Source organism: Kribbella deserti (assembly GCF_042434725.1).
Taxonomy (GTDB): domain Bacteria; phylum Actinomycetota; class Actinomycetes; order Propionibacteriales; family Kribbellaceae; genus Kribbella; species Kribbella deserti.
Window position 1 is genome coordinate 113,632 of sequence record NZ_JBHLTC010000014.1, and the last position, 17,412, is coordinate 131,043.

At 68.3% G+C, this 17,412-nt stretch carries 16 protein-coding genes; 9 read left to right on the forward strand and 7 right to left on the reverse strand.

Annotated elements, in window-relative coordinates; genetic code table 11:
- Window positions 1-100: 100 nt before the first annotated feature.
- From ACFFGN_RS12035 to ACFFGN_RS12060, 6 genes are all read right to left on the reverse strand, one after another.
- Window positions 101-1,636, reverse strand: coding sequence for a hypothetical protein (locus tag ACFFGN_RS12035; protein WP_380046535.1), 1,536 nt, complete (start codon window positions 1,634-1,636; stop codon window positions 101-103).
- Between the two features lie 334 nt (window positions 1,637-1,970).
- Window positions 1,971-2,684 carry an SDR family NAD(P)-dependent oxidoreductase gene (locus ACFFGN_RS12040; protein WP_380046537.1) on the reverse strand — a complete coding sequence of 238 codons (714 nt, stop codon included), beginning with the start codon at window positions 2,682-2,684 and terminating at the stop codon, window positions 1,971-1,973.
- Window positions 2,681-3,763, reverse strand: a complete 1,083-nt coding sequence (hisC, locus tag ACFFGN_RS12045) for a histidinol-phosphate transaminase (protein ID WP_380046539.1) — start codon at window positions 3,761-3,763, stop codon at window positions 2,681-2,683. Before hisC ends, ACFFGN_RS12040 begins: the two co-directional genes overlap by 4 nt.
- Window positions 3,764-3,840: 77 nt before the next feature.
- Window positions 3,841-4,713, reverse strand: coding sequence for a dimethylarginine dimethylaminohydrolase family protein (locus ACFFGN_RS12050; RefSeq protein ID WP_380046541.1), 873 nt, complete (start codon window positions 4,711-4,713; stop codon window positions 3,841-3,843).
- Between the two features lie 131 nt (window positions 4,714-4,844).
- Entirely contained in the window at window positions 4,845-5,459 is a 615-nt protein-coding gene (locus tag ACFFGN_RS12055) for an S-layer protein (protein ID WP_380046543.1), read from the reverse strand.
- A gap of 12 nt (window positions 5,460-5,471) precedes the next feature.
- Complete coding sequence (locus tag ACFFGN_RS12060; RefSeq protein WP_380046545.1) at window positions 5,472-7,058, reverse strand: phage tail tip lysozyme; 1,587 nt, start codon at window positions 7,056-7,058, stop codon at window positions 5,472-5,474.
- Window positions 7,059-7,253: 195 nt separating this feature from the next.
- On the opposite strand from ACFFGN_RS12060, the gene ACFFGN_RS12065 reads away from it, so the two are divergent.
- The 3 genes from ACFFGN_RS12065 (at window position 7,254) to ACFFGN_RS12075 (ending at window position 8,824) form a co-directional block, all read left to right on the forward strand.
- A complete protein-coding gene (locus ACFFGN_RS12065; RefSeq protein WP_380046547.1) occupies window positions 7,254-7,922 on the forward strand; it encodes a GntR family transcriptional regulator in 669 nt (222 codons plus the stop codon).
- 76 nt (window positions 7,923-7,998) lie between these two features.
- Window positions 7,999-8,382, forward strand: a complete 384-nt coding sequence (locus ACFFGN_RS12070; RefSeq protein WP_380046549.1) for a phage holin family protein — start codon at window positions 7,999-8,001, stop codon at window positions 8,380-8,382.
- Window positions 8,383-8,389: 7 nt separating this feature from the next.
- A complete protein-coding gene (locus ACFFGN_RS12075; RefSeq protein WP_380046551.1) occupies window positions 8,390-8,824 on the forward strand; it encodes a low molecular weight protein-tyrosine-phosphatase in 435 nt (144 codons plus the stop codon).
- A 482-nt stretch (window positions 8,825-9,306) separates the two neighbouring features.
- Here ACFFGN_RS12075 and ACFFGN_RS12080 read toward each other — a convergent pair whose 3' ends face one another.
- Complete coding sequence (locus tag ACFFGN_RS12080; protein WP_380046553.1) at window positions 9,307-10,533, reverse strand: pyrophosphate--fructose-6-phosphate 1-phosphotransferase; 1,227 nt, start codon at window positions 10,531-10,533, stop codon at window positions 9,307-9,309.
- Between the two features lie 324 nt (window positions 10,534-10,857).
- Between ACFFGN_RS12080 and ACFFGN_RS12085 the strand changes: the two genes are divergently transcribed.
- The 6 genes from ACFFGN_RS12085 (at window position 10,858) to ACFFGN_RS12110 (ending at window position 17,411) form a co-directional block, all read left to right on the forward strand.
- Window positions 10,858-11,550 (forward strand): response regulator transcription factor, encoded by a 693-nt coding sequence (locus ACFFGN_RS12085; RefSeq protein ID WP_380046555.1) that lies wholly within the window; start codon window positions 10,858-10,860, stop codon window positions 11,548-11,550.
- Window positions 11,551-11,582: 32 nt separating this feature from the next.
- Window positions 11,583-13,115 (forward strand): sensor histidine kinase, encoded by a 1,533-nt coding sequence (locus ACFFGN_RS12090; protein WP_380046557.1) that lies wholly within the window; start codon window positions 11,583-11,585, stop codon window positions 13,113-13,115.
- A gap of 43 nt (window positions 13,116-13,158) precedes the next feature.
- Window positions 13,159-14,202, forward strand: coding sequence for a DUF8094 domain-containing protein (locus ACFFGN_RS12095; protein ID WP_380046559.1), 1,044 nt, complete (start codon window positions 13,159-13,161; stop codon window positions 14,200-14,202).
- A gap of 75 nt (window positions 14,203-14,277) precedes the next feature.
- Window positions 14,278-15,816, forward strand: a complete 1,539-nt coding sequence (locus tag ACFFGN_RS12100) for a trypsin-like peptidase domain-containing protein (protein ID WP_380046561.1) — start codon at window positions 14,278-14,280, stop codon at window positions 15,814-15,816.
- Between the two features lie 224 nt (window positions 15,817-16,040).
- Complete coding sequence (locus ACFFGN_RS12105; protein WP_380046563.1) at window positions 16,041-16,649, forward strand: LysE family transporter; 609 nt, start codon at window positions 16,041-16,043, stop codon at window positions 16,647-16,649.
- Window positions 16,650-16,658: 9 nt separating this feature from the next.
- On the forward strand, window positions 16,659-17,411 hold the full coding sequence (locus ACFFGN_RS12110; RefSeq protein WP_380046565.1) for a pirin family protein: 753 nt from the start codon (window positions 16,659-16,661) through the stop codon (window positions 17,409-17,411).
- Window position 17,412: the final 1 nt, after the last annotated feature.

Consider the following 17,412-nt stretch of genomic DNA (forward strand, 5'->3'; position numbering starts at 1 on the left):
TTTCCGGGCAAAGCGAAGGACCCGGGCTCCCATGGGGTGCCCGGGTCCTCCTCTCGCTGCCGATGCGCGCGGCAGCGGGTCTAGCTAGGAACTACTGGTCTCAACGACCGGCGGGGAGCTTGGGGAGCTCGCCGTTCGGCAGCTTCGGCAGTTCCTTGTTCGGCAGCGGCAGCTTGCCGTCGACCGGCAGCTTGCCCTCCGTGGGCAGCTTGCCCTCGGTCGGCAGCTTCGGCAGACCGGGCAGACCCGGCAGGTCGCCCTTCTTGCCGGCGTTGGCCTTCTTCACGCCATCCAGCTTCGGCATGTCGATCGGCAGGCCACCGGTGGGCAGGCCGTCGCCGACGGTGCCCTTGCCACCCAGCAGGGTGTTGATGTGCCACATGACGTTGGCGATGGTCCAGTTGGCGTCGATGTCCAGCGCCTCGCCGACCGGGTCGCTCAGGACCTGGCCAGCGGCTTCCAGCTGACCCTCGAGCACGCCGTTCACCGCGCCGACCAGGCCGTCCGGGTGACCGAAGGTCTCCTTGACGACGTGCTCCGCGTTGCTGACGACGAAAACGACCGCGAAGTCCGCGGCGCCGCCGACGTTGCCGCCGTCGAGCCACATGTACAGACGACGGGGGTCGGTGCTCGGAATGTTGTTACGGCCGACGGCCCAGCCGGCCACGTGGCCGGTGAACTTGTCGAGCACGATGAAGGCGCCGTTACCGGTCTCCAGCAGCTTGGCGATGCCCTCCTGCTTGGACAGGGCGTCGACGATCTTCGAAGCCGGCTTCAGCGAGTCGCCCAGGGGCTCGGTGACGGAGCAGAAGCTGCCCGCACCGTCCTCGAGCGCCGCGTCAATGGCCTCTTCGTGGCTGGTGTAGTCCTTGCGGCACTGGATCACCGGGTCGACCGACGGGTCGTTGGTGCCAACGAGCTTCACGTTGTCGATGTCGTGCTTGCCCAGCGTGGCAGCCGACGGACCCGTGTAGTTGATCGCCACGAAGGAGAGACGGTACTGCTCGCCGTCCTTCAGGTCCGACTGACCGTCCAGCGCGACCTGGTAGTGCGACCAGTTGTTGGTCGGCACCGACAGGCGAGCCGGCATGGCGGTCTTGACGACGCGGTTGTCCGAGTCGAGCAGCTCGACCTGGATACCGTTCCAGCCGATGGCGTACGAAGCCATCGTGGCGCGCCAGTCGAAGTCCAGCACCATCGCCTTGGCGTTGGCCGCGGTGAAGGTGAACTCCGGCGAACGCCAGACCGAGTACGACGCCTGGCCGTAGAACCACGGGAACACGGCCGGGGAGTTGCCCTTGAACTGCAGGTACCCGTCGCCGGCGCCGTTCTTGCCGCCGTTGGCCTTGTAGACGTTGTCGATCTTCGAGCAGGTGACGCCCCGCGCGAAGCAGCCCACCGAGTACTCCTGGTAGCCCTGCCAGCCGGCCTTGCCCGCGTTGAAGTTCGCGTCGACGAACGTGGAGGTCTGCGATTCGGCGACCACCGAGCCCGCCGAACCACTCTCCACCGCCGATGCGGTCGACAGCGTGGCGAATCCGAGCGCGGCGGATGACGCCATCGCTACGAACGCCACGGCCGCACGACCGGACTTGGGAAGCGCGCCTGCACGGCGCTGCTTCGCCCCTTGCTCCATTAAAAAACCTCCGGATTCCAGCACGACCGGCGCCGGTTTTGTGACCCAGCAGCCGTCGCGCCCTTGGAATGAGCAAATTCATCAGCCGACTTCTGCTGACGCCAACTACCAACGAAGGCATCCGGGGATCGTTACGGGCTGGGGGCAACAAATGTCACTCGGTTACCAGAAGCGCGAAATCCCTTCCATGTAAGGGAAGTCATCACCTTGAACCTACGGCCGGTTCGCGCGGCGTGTCGCCGACAGGCGATCCGCCGGACCGGCTACGTTGACCGGCCGAAATCTCAACCACGTCTCAGTTCTACCGCCAACGGTACACAGCGTTCGCCGGATTTCAGCGAGCTCGGCCGAGCGTGCGAAGATCCACCACGGAGCCGTTCGGCAGCTCCCGATCCAGCAACGACCAGATCCCTGCCGCCGCATCGGCCGGCGTGCTCAAACCACCCGTCTCGGCCAGCTCACGGAACCGCTCGACCGCCGGGAAGTCCGCCGCCCGGATCACCGCCTGCATGCCGGTGTCGACCACCCCGGGAGCGACCGCGAGGACCTGGCAACCCGCCACCCCCTGCTCCGCTCCGACCGTGCGGACCCAGTGATCGACCGAGGCCTTGCCCGCGGCGTACGACGACCAGCCCGGGTACGGCGTACGGGCCGCGCCGGAGGTGACGAGGATCAGCCGGCGCGGGCAGGACAAATGGGCCGAGGCGCGCAGGAAGGCCCGGCCGAGGATCTGCGGCGCGGCGGAGTTCAGCAGCACCGCCCGGGTGTAGTCGCCGGGATCCACCTCTGCCGCCGGGCCGATCGGCTCGATGGTGCCCGCGTTGTGTACGAAGACGGCGCGCGGTCCGTCGTACTGCTCGAGCTCGGTGCTGAAGTGCTGCTCCACCATCGGCCAGCTCGCGGGATCCGCCAGGTCGGCGGCGACGTGCCCGGCCGTCGTACCGCCGCGGCGGGAGATGTCGATGACGCGGGCGTCCGCGAACGGGACCGAGGCGGCGAGGGCGGCGCCGATCCCGGCCGAGGCGCCCGAGATCCAGACCAGGCTCACCGGCGCCAGCTGGCCGTGACCGCCAGGAAGGCGTCGTTCGCCTCGGGCTCACCGATCGTGACGCGGACACCGTCACCGGGGAACGGCCGGACCGAGACGCCCTCGGCATCCACCGCCGTCGCGAAGGCCAAGGTGTCGTCACCGAGCGAGAGCCATACGAAGTTCCCCTGCGCCTCAGGGACGTCCCAGCCCTGACCGCGCAGCGCGTCGACTACACGGGTCCGTTCCGCGACGAGGGTCTCGACTCGTTCCAGCAGGTCCTTCTCGGCTTCCAGCGAAGCGACCGCCGCAGCCTGCGCGACGTGGCTCACGCCGAACGGCAGCGCGCACTTGCGGATGGCCGCCACGGTCGGCTCGTGCCCGATGGCGAACCCGACGCGGAACCCGGCCAGTCCGTACGCCTTCGAGAAGGTACGCAGTACGGCGACGTTCGGGCGATCCCGGTAGACCTCTACGCCATCCACGAGGTCCTCCCCGCGCATGAACTCCCGGTAGGCCTCATCGACTACGACGAGCACGTTGCGCGGCACCGCGTCCAGGAACTCCAGCAGCTCGTTAGTCCGTACGGCGGGACCGGTCGGGTTGTTCGGCGTACAGACCAGTACGACGCGCGTGCGGTCCGTAATGGCGGCAGCCATCGCCTTGAAGTCGTGGCGCGCGTCAGCCGTCAACGGCACCTCTACCGGCGTCGCGCCACTCAACTTGGTAGCGATCGGGTAAGCCTCGAACGAGCGCCAGGCGTACACAACCTCGTCACCAGCCTCGCAAGCAGCCTGCAACAGGTGGAACAGCACAGCGACGGATCCAGTGCCGACAGCGATGTGCTCGGTCGGTACGCCGAACCGGGCCGACAAGGCCTCCAGCAACGCCACCGAGCCGTTGTCCGGGTACCGGTTCATGCTGGCGGCCGCGGCGGTCGCGGCCTCCAGCACCCCGGGCAGCGGCGGGTACGGGTTCTCGTTGCTCGACAGCTTGTACGTCGGACGGCCATCCGTCCGCACGGGCGGCTTGCCGGGCTTGTAAGCCTGTACGTCGTCCAGGGCAGACCTGAACCGAACCTCGTCGCTGGGCGTCGTCATAGCCGCAGGCTAACCCCTCCGCCGCCCGGGTAGAACAGTGTGTTGTGACACATGCGGTCTCGAATGAGACAACAGCGTCATACCGACAGCAGGACCTCGCCACCGGGCACGGCGGCCGCGGACAGCTCGAAGTCGAGCGGGTTGGTCAGGCACCGGATCGAGCCGCCACCCTTGTGGAACTCGCTCAGGTCCAGCACCACCACGCGCAGGCCGAGCCCGGTGAGGATGTCGCGCAGTCGCGGCGAACAGGCCGGCATCAGGATCGTGTCGTTCACGACGATCGAGTTGCCACTGAAGGCGAAGGCCTCTTCGTCGGTGAGCACGATCGGATCCGGCACGATCCCGGCCAGCGCGGCCCGGCTGGGCTCGTCGAAGGCCGGCGGGTAGATCATCGCGTGCGTGCTGTCGACCGGGCAGAACGGCAGGTCCAGGTGGTACATGCCCTCGTGCGCGATGTGCAGCCCGCGGACCCGGACACCCCACTCGGTGGCGAGGTGCTTGAGCGCCTCGACATCCGTGCGGGGTCCGTAACCGACCACCAGGCTGTCACCGAAGACGAAGGCGTCACCCGACTCGAACGTCGGTCCCACGCCGTCCATCCCGGTCCGGGCGACGTCGAACCCGTTGGCGGCGAACCACGCGGCGGCGTCGATCGACTCGGCCCGGCGCGGCTCGAACCGCATGTGCGACAGCATCACCTTGCCCGGCGCGATGGCCAGGCCCAGGTTCATCGCGTAGACCATGTCGGGCGAGTCCGGGCGCTGCGCGAGCACCTCGACCGCACCGCCCGCCTCGACGATCGCCTGCCGCAGCGACTCCCACTGCGCCATCGTGCGGTCCGGGTCCGGCTGGTCCTGGGTCGACATGTACGGGTTGATCACATAGTCGATCCGGAAGTGGTCCGGCCGCACCATCAGATAACGGCGACCCCAAGCCAGCGGCTGACCCATAAGCACCCCACAAGACTCTGAACCCGATTGACGGATTCCCTGATTGTCCGACAATCAGGAAGTGTGCGGCTCAGCCCACCCCGGCGTCAACCGGGGATCGCAACTGCGCTCGAACGGGGGTTCCGGCTGGGTCAGCCCGCCCGGTAGATGATCTCCATCGAGTCCGGGTCGGCGCCCTGGGAGCGAAGCCAGTCCAGCGCCAGCTTCTTGCCTTCGGGGAAGTACAGCTTGATGTAGAACGCGACCGCCATCGGATCGTTCGGAGTGGCCTTCGACAGGCCGTAGTCCATCCGGTACTCGCGGGTGAGTCGCGGCAGCTGCGTCATGAACGGGTACTTCTCGGCCTTGCGCGCGGAGTTCCGCTCGAAGTCGCGGCTGCCCTGCCCCTCGGCCTCAATGGCCGCTTCCGGATTGTCCTGGAACCAGCGGCGCCCCTCGGGCCCGGTGGCGTCCAGGTAGATGTCGAACTCCTGCGGCTCGCCGTTGCGGACCTCGATCTGGCGGGTGATGGTGCCGAAGCCGTTCCGTTCGGCGGTCAGCTCGTGCACGCCCTCACGGATCTCGGTGGTGCCGTTGGCCGGCTTCACCTTGCCGTCGACGCGCAGGACCAGATCACCCGGGATCGAGTGGAAGGTCACCTTCGACTTCGGGCCCGGCCGGAAGACCAGGTAGCCCGCGAGCAGCACCACCAGGACCACGCCGACCACTCCGGCGATCATCCAGCCGCGCCGGTAATCCTCCAGCATCTGCCACAGCTCCTAAGCTTTGGGGCTCGTCTTGGACCGGGCGATCCAGTAGTCGGGCTCGACCTGAGCCACCGTCGGCTCCGGGATCCGGTCGTGCAGGGAGGCGGAAACGCCGTTGTAGTTGCCGCCATCCTCCCAGTCGATCTTGCCGGTGTAGATGTAGGTGTGCCCGATGCCGCCGCCGCGGTTCATGATCAGGATGTCGCCCGGCTTGAGCTGACTCGTGTCGGTGAAGCGGATCGTCTCCCACTTCGAGCTGCCCCGGCCCTGCAGATAGTCCAGCTGGACGCCGGTACCCCGGGGCGGGTAGTCCGGATCGACCCCGCTCATCACGACCACGGTGGCGACGAAAACGCCGCAGTCACTCCACTCGTCGGTGCCGGTGCTGCCGTTGTACTTGGGCATCGCGTCCTGGTACGCCTGGGTGGCGGCGCTCTTCGCGACCGAGTTCGGCACGTTCTTCTTCCAGGCCAGCGTCAGCGCCGTCGCGACGATGTCGCCGTTGCCCGCACCTCCGCAACCTCCGGCTCCGCCGTTGGCGCCCAGCACGTCCTGGGCGTAGGCGATGCGTTTCGCCCAGGAGGGCTCGTTGGGGTTCTCGTGGCCACCGAAGCGCTCGTACTTACCGCCGAAGGCGCGGGTCGCGTCCTCCAGTGACTGAGCCGCCTTCATGGCCCGGCCGGCAGCACCTTCGGGAGACGACGTACGCCCCTCGAGCTGCTCGTTCAGGAACCAGAGCTGGTGCTCGAGTGACTCGATCTTCGCGTCGTCGGCACCATCGCGCCGCGCGGCGTTGATGTACTTACCGGCGGGAGTCCACTGCACGATGCCCCAGCCGAGGCTGGAACCAGCGGCCTGGCTCGCGGGCGTCTTGGCGCCGGGAGGAGTGTTCTGGAGCCGCATCGGCTCGACGCCCGACTCCCACATCATGTTGCCGACGATTCCGGCCGACTGCTCCGGGGTGTAGCCCTTGCCGACGAAGTAGTTGAAGGACTTCTGCACGTTGTCCGTGCCGACCAGCGTGTCCGAGCCGGAGCCGCCACAGCTGCAACCGCCGCCGGAGTCGCCGCCCTCGCTCATCAGGTCGGCCGGGTCGATCGCGGCGGCGTCGACCTCGGAGTCGTCGCTCAGCCAGATCTCGAAGTGCAGGTGCTGGCCGTCCGCGCCGGGATCGTCCTCGTCGTGCGAGCCGGAGAGCGCGATCACCTTGCCGCGGGTGACCTTGTCACCGTCGGAGACCTTGGACTCCTTCAGCCACTTGTAGCGGCTCTCGAACCCGCCGGTGTGCTTGATCCGGATCTCGTCCGTGCCGGCCTTGGTGACCTCGCCGTCGGCGATCGACATCACCTCGGTGCCCTCGGGCACGTCGTAGTCGATCGCCGGATGCTTCTGCTGGTTGTAGCCGGCCTTGACGCCGCGCTTGTCCGCGGCGGTCGGGAAGCCGAAGGTGCTGTTCGCGGGCGGTCCCGAGACACAGGCCTCGCCGTCGTCGTCCAGGCCGCCGATGGCCCCCAGGATCAGGGCGATCACGATGATCAACGGCAGCAGCACCATCGTGGCCACACCGGCCAGGATCACGAATAACTTGTTCTCACCCATGACGGATCCAAGTCAGGAGTGCCTCGGCGGGCGGAGGGGGCGGCCACAGACGCATGGGAACAGAGTGCCGGATTCCTGGGTCATCGGCATCTCCGTCATCCACAGGCCGGGCCGATCATCCACAGGCAGCACCTCCGGCAGGGCCTCGAGCGGCCATTGCGGGACACCGGCGCCCGCACAAGGGACAATCGGGATATGTACGAAAGCCTGCGGGTGGATCGCTCGAGCACGGTGGACCGGGTCGTCGACGCCCTCCGCCATGCGATGTTCAACGGCGAGCTGCCACCGGGTACGGCGCTGCGCGAGCAACCGCTGGCCGCCGCGCTCGGGGTGGCCCGCAGTACCGTGCGCGAGGCGATGACGATGCTGGTCACCGAGGGCCTGGCGGTGCGCGAGCCGAACAAGGGCGTCAGCGTGGCGATGCTGCACCCGTCGGCCGTCGCGGACATCTGCCGGGCCCGGTTCGTCCTGGAGTCCGCCGGGATCAGGGCCTGGCACGACGCCGACGACACCGCCCGGGCGCGGGTCGGCGCCGCGATGAAGGAATTCGCCGTGATCGCCGGCCGGGCCGACGACCCGGAGGCGATGACCGAGGCCCATCTGGCCATTCACCGCAGCTTCGTCGCGCTCACCGGCAGCGCCCGGCTGATCGCGACCGCCGACGCCATCACCGGCGAGGCCCGGCTGGCCCTGGCCCGGGTCGACGCGCTCCGGCAGGACGCGAAACAGCAGATCGCCTCGCACCGCAAACTCGTCCGGCTGGTCCAGCGCGGTGCCCTGGACGAGGCGGTGGAGGAGTTGCGGCAGCACCTGGCCGGCGCCGAGGAGTCGTTGCTGGAGGCCATCGCCCTGCCCGAGCCGTAGTGGCCCGTATTCGAAGTTCGGCCACGAGACACCAGACCTCCACCAGGTTCGCCGTACGGCGTGGAAGGATCGGGGCATGAAGAACCTGCTGATCAAGCTGATCGCGAACATGATCGCGCTCGCGGTCGCGAGCTGGGTCGTCGGCGGCATCACGCTGGAGGGTTCGACCACCTCCCGCCGGGTGCTCACCCTCGTCATCGTGGCCGCGATCTTCGGCGTGGTGAACGCGGTCGTGAAACCCGTCGCCAAGCTGCTGTCCCTGCCGTTCATCATCCTCACGCTGGGCCTGCTGATCTTCGTGATCAACGCGCTGATGCTGCTGCTGACGTCCTGGATCACCGGCAAGCTCGACGTGCAGTTCCACGTCGACGGTTTTGTCGCCGCGCTGCTCGGCGCCCTGGTGATCACCCTGGTCAGCATGCTGCTGAACCTGGTCCTGCCGGACAAGGCCGAGGTCTGATCCGGCCATGACCCGGTACGTCGAGATCGTCTGCACCGGCAACATCTGCCGCTCCCCGATCGGCGAGGTGGTGCTGCGCGCCAAACTCGCCGAGGCGGGGATCGACGACGTGGTGGTGACCAGCTCCGGTACGGACGGCTGGCACGCGGGCGATCCGATGGACCCCCGCGCCGCGGCCGCCCTGGCCCGGCGCGGGTACGACGGCAGCGCCCACCGCGCCCGCCAGTTCCGCGGTTCCTGGCGCACCGAGCGCGATCTCATCCTCGCGATGGACTCGGGCCACCTGGAGTCCCTCCAGCGCCACCCGGGCACCGTACCGATCCAGCTGTACGACGCCACCGACGTACCGGATCCCTACTACGGCGAGGACGCCGGCTTCGACGAGGTACTCGACCTAATCGAAAAAGCCGCCGAAACCTGGATCACCCACCTCCGCACCTGATCCCAGGCGCTGGAACTAGGTGCGTCCTGGCTTCGCCCTGAGAACGGGCGTGACCCGCTGTGTCGACCTGAGCCACTGTTCGGCGCTCGCCTATTCGCCGGGTCGGCCTGTGAAGTCGGGGGTCGACGTGCGAGATCTGACGGGTCCACCCCCGATTCCGACCGTCGGCCCTCGGAACAAGCGGCACGACGCGCAGTCGAAGACAATCCCGGAGTCCACTACCAGGTTTTTGCGCGACTACCTGGCTGCAACCGGGTAGCCGCGCAGAAACTCGGTAGTGGGCACACCAAAAGCCGGTAGTCGCCCTACAACCAGCTGACGGCCAGGATCGTTGTCCGTCAGCAGGAACCGCCAGGTCGTTCAGTGGCATCACCAGGGCCGCTACGGCCGACCAGCTGGACCTGTCAACGTCTGCGTCGCGCCGGCTCCGACGACCTATTGGAACTGATCGCCGGAGCCCGCACTGCCGTCATGGAATTGGCTCAGGCCTTGGTGCCCTGGGGCTGGTTGATCTCGGCGAGCAGGGTGGTGAACCACTGCACGGTGGGGTCGAACTCCTTGCCACCGGCGATGCGCGGGAATTCGATCGCGCGCAGTTCGTCGCCACGCTCCTCGTCGTGGCCGACCACGCCGCTTTCCCGGCGCATGGCCGCGTCCACCGCGTAGTCGGTGCACTGTTTGATCAGCTCGAGGTCGCGCTCGTTGGCCGGCGCCGAACGGCTGAAGTAACCGCTCTTCTGCACCATCGTCTTCTCGGCGCCGATCCGCTCCGCGAACTGCTTGGCGAACCACTGGCCCGGGTTGATCGTATCCAGCTTCACGTGGCCGAACGGGTCCCGGCCGACCTCCTCGCCGCGGGCCTCCATCTCGGCGATGATCGACGGTACGCCGGCGCCCTCGGACAGGAAGATGTTGACGCAGTCCGTCTGGTCCATCACCGCCTTGAGACGTTCGGCCTCGGCGTCCAGGTCGATCGTTGCCTCAGGCACGTAAACCGCGTGCACGTCCCAGCGGTCGGCGCTCAGGCCGATCCCGGGGTTCCACTCCTGCGCCTTGACCCACTCGCGGTGCGCCTCGGCGGTGGCGGCGGTGAGCCAGCCACAGTTGCGGCCCATCACCTCGTGCACCACCAGCATGCGCGGGTTCGAGCTCTGCTCGGCGATGATGTTGCGGGCGAAGATCGCGCCCTGCTCCGCCGCGGTCCACGCACCCAGGCTCTGCCGGATCGGGATCACGTCGTTGTCGATGGTCTTCGGCAGGCCGACCACGGTCAGGTCGTAGTCGTGCTCCTGCAGGTACGCCGCGAGGTCGGCGGCGGTGGTGTTGGTGTCGTCACCGCCGATGGTGTGCAGTACGTCGACTCCGTCGGCGACGAGGCGCTCGGCGGCCACCTGCAGCGCGTTCTGGCCGTCGGCGATCAGGCCACGCTTGACCAGGTCCGCGGTGTTGGTCAGCTTCACCCGGCTGTTGCCGATCGGGCTGCCACCGAACTTGTGCAGCACGGCGGCCTTTTCCCGGACCTCGGGCGTGATCTCGAGGTACCGGCCGCTGAGCAGTCCGTGGTACCCGTTCAGGTAGGCGATGATCTCGACGTCGGGCGCTACCTCGGTGTAGCGCTGGATCAGTCCGCCCACGGCGGAGGACAGGCAGGGCGCGAGCCCGCCGGCGGTGAGCAGGGCAACGCGGCGGACGGTGGAGTCGGCGGCCATGGCGGATCCAATTCCTAACGGGACGTGGTCACCCTCAGGGTAGTGATACAGACCACTCCCGGCAGTGGTCGGCTGCGGCCTGCGGACCTCTCCAACGTTGGTGCGCGCCCTCGACCGAAGAGCCAGGCCAGGGCCCGGCTGGGGCTCGGCTGGGCTCGACTGGGGCTCGACTGGGGCTCGACTGGGCCTCGACTGGGGCCGGCTGGGGCCGGCTGGGGCCTGACCGACGGACTCATGGCGGGTTCTCAGCCGTTTCTCAACCCGACGGCCTAATCTCGTTACGCGGACGCCTGACAGTGGGCGCGGGCGATCACGGGAGCGACGATGCGGGTACTGGTGGTGGACGACGACCGCGCGGTGCGGGACTCGCTACGCCGTTCGCTGGAGTTCAACGACTTCGACGTGGTGACCGCCTCCGACGGCGCCGAGGCGCTCGCGGTGATCGGCAACGTCGATCCGGACGTGGTCGTGATGGACGTGATGATGCCGCGCCTGGACGGACTGGAGACCACCAAGGCATTGCGGGCCGCGGGCAACAACGTGCCGATCCTGGTGCTCACCGCCCGTGACGCGGTCGCCGACCGGGTGGACGGTCTTGACGCCGGCGGCGACGACTACCTGACGAAACCCTTCGCGCTGGAGGAACTGCTGGCCCGGCTCCGCGCTCTGCTGCGCCGGACCACGACCGCCGGCGACGGCGCCACCCGCGGCGAGATCCTGCAGTACGGCGACCTGGTGATGGACGTCGACGCGCACGAGGTCCGTCGCGGTGACACCCCGATCACGCTGACCCGGACCGAGTTCTCCCTGCTCGAGCTGCTGATCCGCAATCCGCGCCGGGTCCTCGAACGAGCCGTCATTCTCGACGCCGTCTGGGGATACGACTTTCCCACCACGGCCAACTCGCTCGAGGTCTACATCGGCTACCTGCGCCGCAAGACCGAGGTGGACGGCCTGCCGCGGCTGATCCACACCGTGCGCGGCATCGGCTACGTCCTTCGGGATACCCCACCGTGAGCGGTCAGCCTCCCTCAATACCGAACCCTTCGGTGCCGAAAGCGCCGGTGCCGAAAGCGCCGGGACGGTCGCAGCGCGCGCAGGAGTGGTGGCAGCACAAGCAGCAGCGGTTGAGCCTGCACGCGCGGGTGACCCTGCTGGCGGCCGTCACGGTCGGTCTGGCCGTCGCCATCGTCAGCATCTCGGCGTACTTGACCGTGCGGCAGCAGATGTACCGCAACCTCGACGACAGCCTCGTCAGCCGCGCCGAGATCGCCGTGCGGTCCGGCGAGCTGACCGAACCCGACAACTTGCAGAAGATCCTGCCCGACATGGTGGGCCTGAGCGATCAGCTGATCGGCCTGGTGCTGGCCGACAGCCAGGCCTACGTCATGTCGCGAACTTACCAACCGCCAATCGCCGAACCAGAGGTCGCGGTCGCGAAGAACCAGAGCAAGCCGAATGTTCGCTCGGTCGGTAGTCCTAACGACCGGCACTTCCGGGTGGCCGCGGTCGCTGCCGGACCGATCTGCCCGCCGGGACTCGGACAGGAGGAATGCGATCCCTCCCTCAGCCAGCCCGGCGCGCTGGTCGTGGCGCAGTCACTCAGCTCGATCGACCGGACGCTGCACAACCTCGGCGTCGTCCTGTGGGCCGTCGGCATCATCGGCGTGATCGGAGCCGCCCTGGCCGGCAACGCGATCGCCCAGTCCGGCCTGCGCCCGTTGGCCCGTCTGACCGGTGCCGCCGAGTACGTCGCCCGTACGGCGGAACTGCGGCCTATCCCCGTCACTGGTACGGACGAGATCTCCCGGCTGGCTCAAGCGTTCAACGCCATGCTTGCCGCCTTGGCCCAGTCCCAGGATCGTCAACGCCGTCTGGTCGGTGATGCGGGCCACGAGCTCCGGACGCCACTCACGAGCATCCGGACCAACCTGGACCTGCTAGCCCAGGCAGACCAGCGTGGCGGGCTCTCCCCGGAAGACCGGCGCCAGCTCCTGGACGACGTGCGAGCGCAGATGGACGAGTTGACCGCACTTATCGGCGATCTGACCGAGCTGGCCCGCGATACCCCGCAGAACCGCGGCTACGAGCTGATCGAACTGTCGAACGTGGTCCAGGACGCGGTGAGCAGAGTACGGCGCCGCGCGCCCGGGGCCGAGTGGGACGTACAGCTGATGCCGTTCCCGGTCTGGGGCGACGAGCGGTTGCTGGGCCGCGCGGTCACGAATCTGCTCGACAACGCCGCGAAGTACAGCCCGCCCGACGGCCGCGTCGTCGTACGCCTGCTGGACGGCGTACTCACGGTGACGGACTCCGGCCCGGGCATCGCGGAGGCGGATCTGCCGCACGTGTTCGAGCGGTTCTACCGTTCCAGCGAGGCGCGTAGCCGTCCGGGCTCCGGCCTCGGCCTGGCGATCGTGAAGCACGCGGCCGAGCAGCACGGCGGCATGATCTACGCCCGCAACGCTCCTCCGATGGGCGCCCAGTTCACCCTCTGGCTCCCGCACGCCGCCGCCCAAACCCGCCAGCCGGCCCCCACCCCACCACCGTCACGCCCCTTCAAACCCCGCACCTCCCGCTGAGCCTCGTCTGGACGATCCCGTGACCCGACGGGAGAATGCCCCGATGCCCATCCGAGCACTCGTGGCCGGGCTGTCCGTACTGGCTCTCGGCAGCGGAACAGCCTGCAGCGCCACACCGTCCGCGCTGCCGACGCCCACGCCGTCGGTGAAACCGGCCCTGACAGCACCGACAACACCCGCGGCGCCAAGGGCAGCGATCAGTGTGCCCGCCGCCCAGCAAGAATTGCAGCGATTCGTCGCGGTCCGGAACCGCGCGGAGACGACGTACGACGACTCGCTGGTCCGGACGGTGGCGGCCGGTTCGCTGCTGACCCAGCGGCTCGCCGCGCACAAGGTGAACCGGGTGCTGAAGAGAAAGCCTCGCCCTCTCGCTCTGGATGTGCCGTTCGTGGGCACCACGCCTGCCGCGACGTACCCGATGCGGTTCATCACGGAGGCGCCCTCGAGCAGCCCCGGCGGCAATATCGTCGGTCTGGCCGAGCGGAGAACCGCGGGTTCGCCCTGGCGGTGGACCTATTCGCTGAACCTCGGCTGGGAGTCGATCGGGCAGTCCCTCGGCGGTCCGGACGGCCGTTCGCTCGAGAACAGCAGCAGCCTGCGGCCCGCGGCCCAGGCCGACTTCGACCGGCTCACCGCCACTCCGACCAAGGCTGTCGCTATCTTATGCCGCTATCTGAGCAGCGGTACGACTGCCTCAGTGGGGAAGCGGCTCGCGTTCAGCGGCAGCGCACGGCAGTACACCGAGTACTACCGGGGCAGGATCGCACCCGCTGCGAAGAGCGGCGACTTGGCCAGAGATACCGTCGCCGTGCCGGTCGGGAAACCGGTGGCGTTGCATACCGCCAGCGGGGTCGACCTGGTCTTCGTCACCGTGAAGGTTGTCTATGTCATGACGGTGCCTGCCAACCGGCGCTCTCGCTGGACCGGAGGCGCAGCGTTCGCCCTCGCGCCGAAGGGGCACGGGTACCGCAATTTCCTCACGGCTACCGAACTGCTGCAGGTCGTGCTCGTGTTGCCGCCGAAGGGCCAGGGTGTGAGCAGAGTGGTGGGCATCGAGGCGCAGACTGTCGCGGCGCGGGGTTCATGAGTTCCTCATAGAAGTCTTTGGAGGCTTTGCAGGGATCTTCAGGCCGTTCTCAGGTCCGGCCAGCATGGTTGACCCATGACCGAGAAGCAGCCGCAGCAGAACCAGCCGGGGGACGACGTTCAGGCCGCCGGCTCCGCTTCATCAGCAACCCCGGCCGGACAGACCCCCTCCGGTCAACCGCAGCCGGGGTCCATGCCGTCCTTCGGTTCGACTCCGTCGGACGGCGCCACCCAGCCACTGCCGACCACCGGTTCCGGCCAGCCCTCCTTCGGCGGGCAGTACGGATCGGGGCAGTTCGGGTCTGGGCCGCACGCTCAGCAGCAGTACGCACAGCAGGGCGGATACGGGCAGGGTGCGTACACGCAGGGCGCGCGGCAGTACGGCAACACCGGGGCGTATCAGGGGACGTCCCCGGGCCAGCCGTACTGGTCACCACAGGGTCAGGTCGGGCAACCCGGCCCCGTGGGCGAGTCAGGGCAGTCCCCGGTCGCTCCGCCGCCACAGAACAAGGCGAAGCGCCGGGGCCTGGCCCTGGTCGCCACCACCGCACTGCTGGTCGGGACGGCCGGCGGAGTGGCAGGGGCGGCCGTTTATTCGGCAACGAACGAGCCGGCCGGCTCCAGCCCGTCAGTGACCTCACCACTGACCGGCGGCCAGGCCGCGCCGATCGCCGCGCCGGACGGATCCATCCAGAAGGCGGCGGCGCAGGTGCTGCCGTCGGTGGTGAAGATCGGCGTGATGACCGCGCAGGGCGCTTCGTCCGGCTCGGGCATCGTGATCAGCAAGGACGGGCTGATCGTCACCAACAACCACGTGGTCGCCGGCGCGGCCGAAGGCGGCAAGATCGCGGTGATGCTGAACGACGGTCGTACGATCGCCGCCACCATCGTCGGTACCGACCCGCTGACCGATCTGGCCGTGATCCGGGCCGACGCCAAGGATCTGACCCCGGCCACGCTCGGCGTCAGCGGCAAACTTCAGGTCGGCCAGCAGGTGGTCGCGATCGGTTCGCCGTTCGGGCTCGAGGCGACCGTGACCAGTGGCATCGTGTCGGCGCTCGGCCGGCCGGTGTCCTCCGGGGACGGGCGGGACAGCACGACCGTCTTTCCCGCCGTACAAACCGATGCCGCCATCAATCCCGGTAACTCCGGCGGCGCACTGATCGACCTCGCCGGCCAGGTGGTCGGTATCAACTCCGCGATCAAGACCGCGGGCGGATCGGGACAATCCGCCGGCGGGAACATCGGCCTGGGCTTCGCGATTCCGATCGACCAGGCCAAACCGATCATCGACGAGCTGGTGGCCAAGGGCAAGGCCACTCATGCGAGGCTCGGCGTGACGGTGGGCGACGCGGAGTCGACCGACGGGCTCCAGCAGGGGGCCAAGATCGGCGAGGTGACGCCGGGCGGTGCAGCGGACCAGGCCGGACTGAAGGCGGGCGATGTGGTGACCGCCGTCAACGGCAGGGCGGTCGCGTCAGGGGACGCGCTGGTCGCCGCGGTTCGCTCGCACCGCCCGGACGAGGAAGTCACGATCACCTTCAACCGCGGTTCGGCCACCGGCCAGACCGTGAAGGCGAAACTGGGCTCAGACGGCGGCAAGCCGACGGGCTAGAGCGCAGCGCACTCACTGGATGTAACTCCTCCCTAGTAGGGAATGGGCCCGCCCACCGAGCGGGCCCATTCCCATGTCCAAAATGCTTTGCGCACTGGGTGCGGCCTGTCTCATCATCAACGCATGACTGCTCGGGATTGCCTGTTGCTGTTGGCCGTTGGCGTTCTGCCGGCGTGCGAGCAGCAGCGCTTCGGCCGACGTCGGAGGTCTAGCCAGTCGCGGTTGTGACCGCGGCGCTGGTCGCGGGGTTGCTGGCCGGGTTTGGCATCGCCATTCCGGTTGGGGCCGTCGCGACGTATCTGGTGGCACTCACGGCCCGAACCTCCTGGAAGACCGGGGCTTTCGCCGCTCTGGGGGTGGCCACCGCCGACGGGCTCTACGCGTTGATCGCGGCTGTCGGTGGAGCCGCCTTGGCGCCGTTACTGCTGCCGATCCTGTTGCCGTTGCGGCTGGTCTCCGTACTGGTTCTGCTCGGTTTGGCCTTTTGGGGAGGCCTCAAGGCGGTTCGGCACTACCGGGACAGGCGGATGGCGGTGCAGCGTTCGGATGCGCCACGGCATCCGTACCTCAGCTTGCTCGGCATGACCATGTTGAACCCGACGACGGTGATCTACTTCGCCGCACTCATCCTTGGCAGCCAAGCCAGCTTGGGCCCAGTGGAGCTGGCAGTGTTCGTTCTGGCGGCCTTTACGGCCTCAGCCAGTTGGCAGTTGTTGCTGGCGTGTGGCGGCGCCCTGCTCGGGCGGATCCTCACCGGCGAGCGCGGGCGACTCGCGACGACCCTGGTGTCCAGCTGTCTCATAACCGGATTCGCGCTGAACTTGCTGTTCTAGGCTTGGTTCATGAGCAGCGTCGAGGTGCATCGGGCGGGCGATCGGTTTCGTACGTCGGCCGGGTGGCTGGAGTCGAGCCACTCGTTCTCGTTCGGACAGCACTTCGATCCCTCGAACACCGGTTTCGGCCTGTTGCTGGTGAGCAACGACGACATCGTTGCCCCCGGCACCGGGTTCGACACGCATCCGCACCGGGATATGGAGATCGTCACCTGGGTGCTCAGCGGTGGGCTCGTGCACCAGGATTCCGAGGGCCACAACGGCGTGATCTACCCGGGCCTCGCGCAGCGGATGAGCGCCGGCCGCGGCATTCTGCACTCGGAGCGGAACGACTCCTGGCGGCTCACCGGCGGGGCCGAGCACACCGAGCCGGTGCACTTCGTGCAGATGTGGGTGATGCCGGACGAGGCCGGGATCGACCCCGGTTACGAGCAGCTCGAGGTCGACGACCGGCTCCGCACCGGCGAGCTGGTCCCGGTCGCCTCGGGCCTGCCGGAACACGCCGCCGACGCCGCGATCCGGATCAACCAGAAGAACGCGGGCCTGTACGTCGCGCGCCTCGCCGCGGGACGGACTGCCGCGCTGCCGACCGCGCCGTACGTGCACCTGTTCGTCGCGCTCGGGGCGATCGACCTGGAGGGCACGGGTCCACTCGCGACCGGGGACGCCGCCCGGATCGAGGCCGCCGAGGCGCAGCGGGTCACCGCCGGGCCGGACGGCGCCGAGATCCTGGTCTGGGAGATGCACGCCGCCCTGCGCTGAG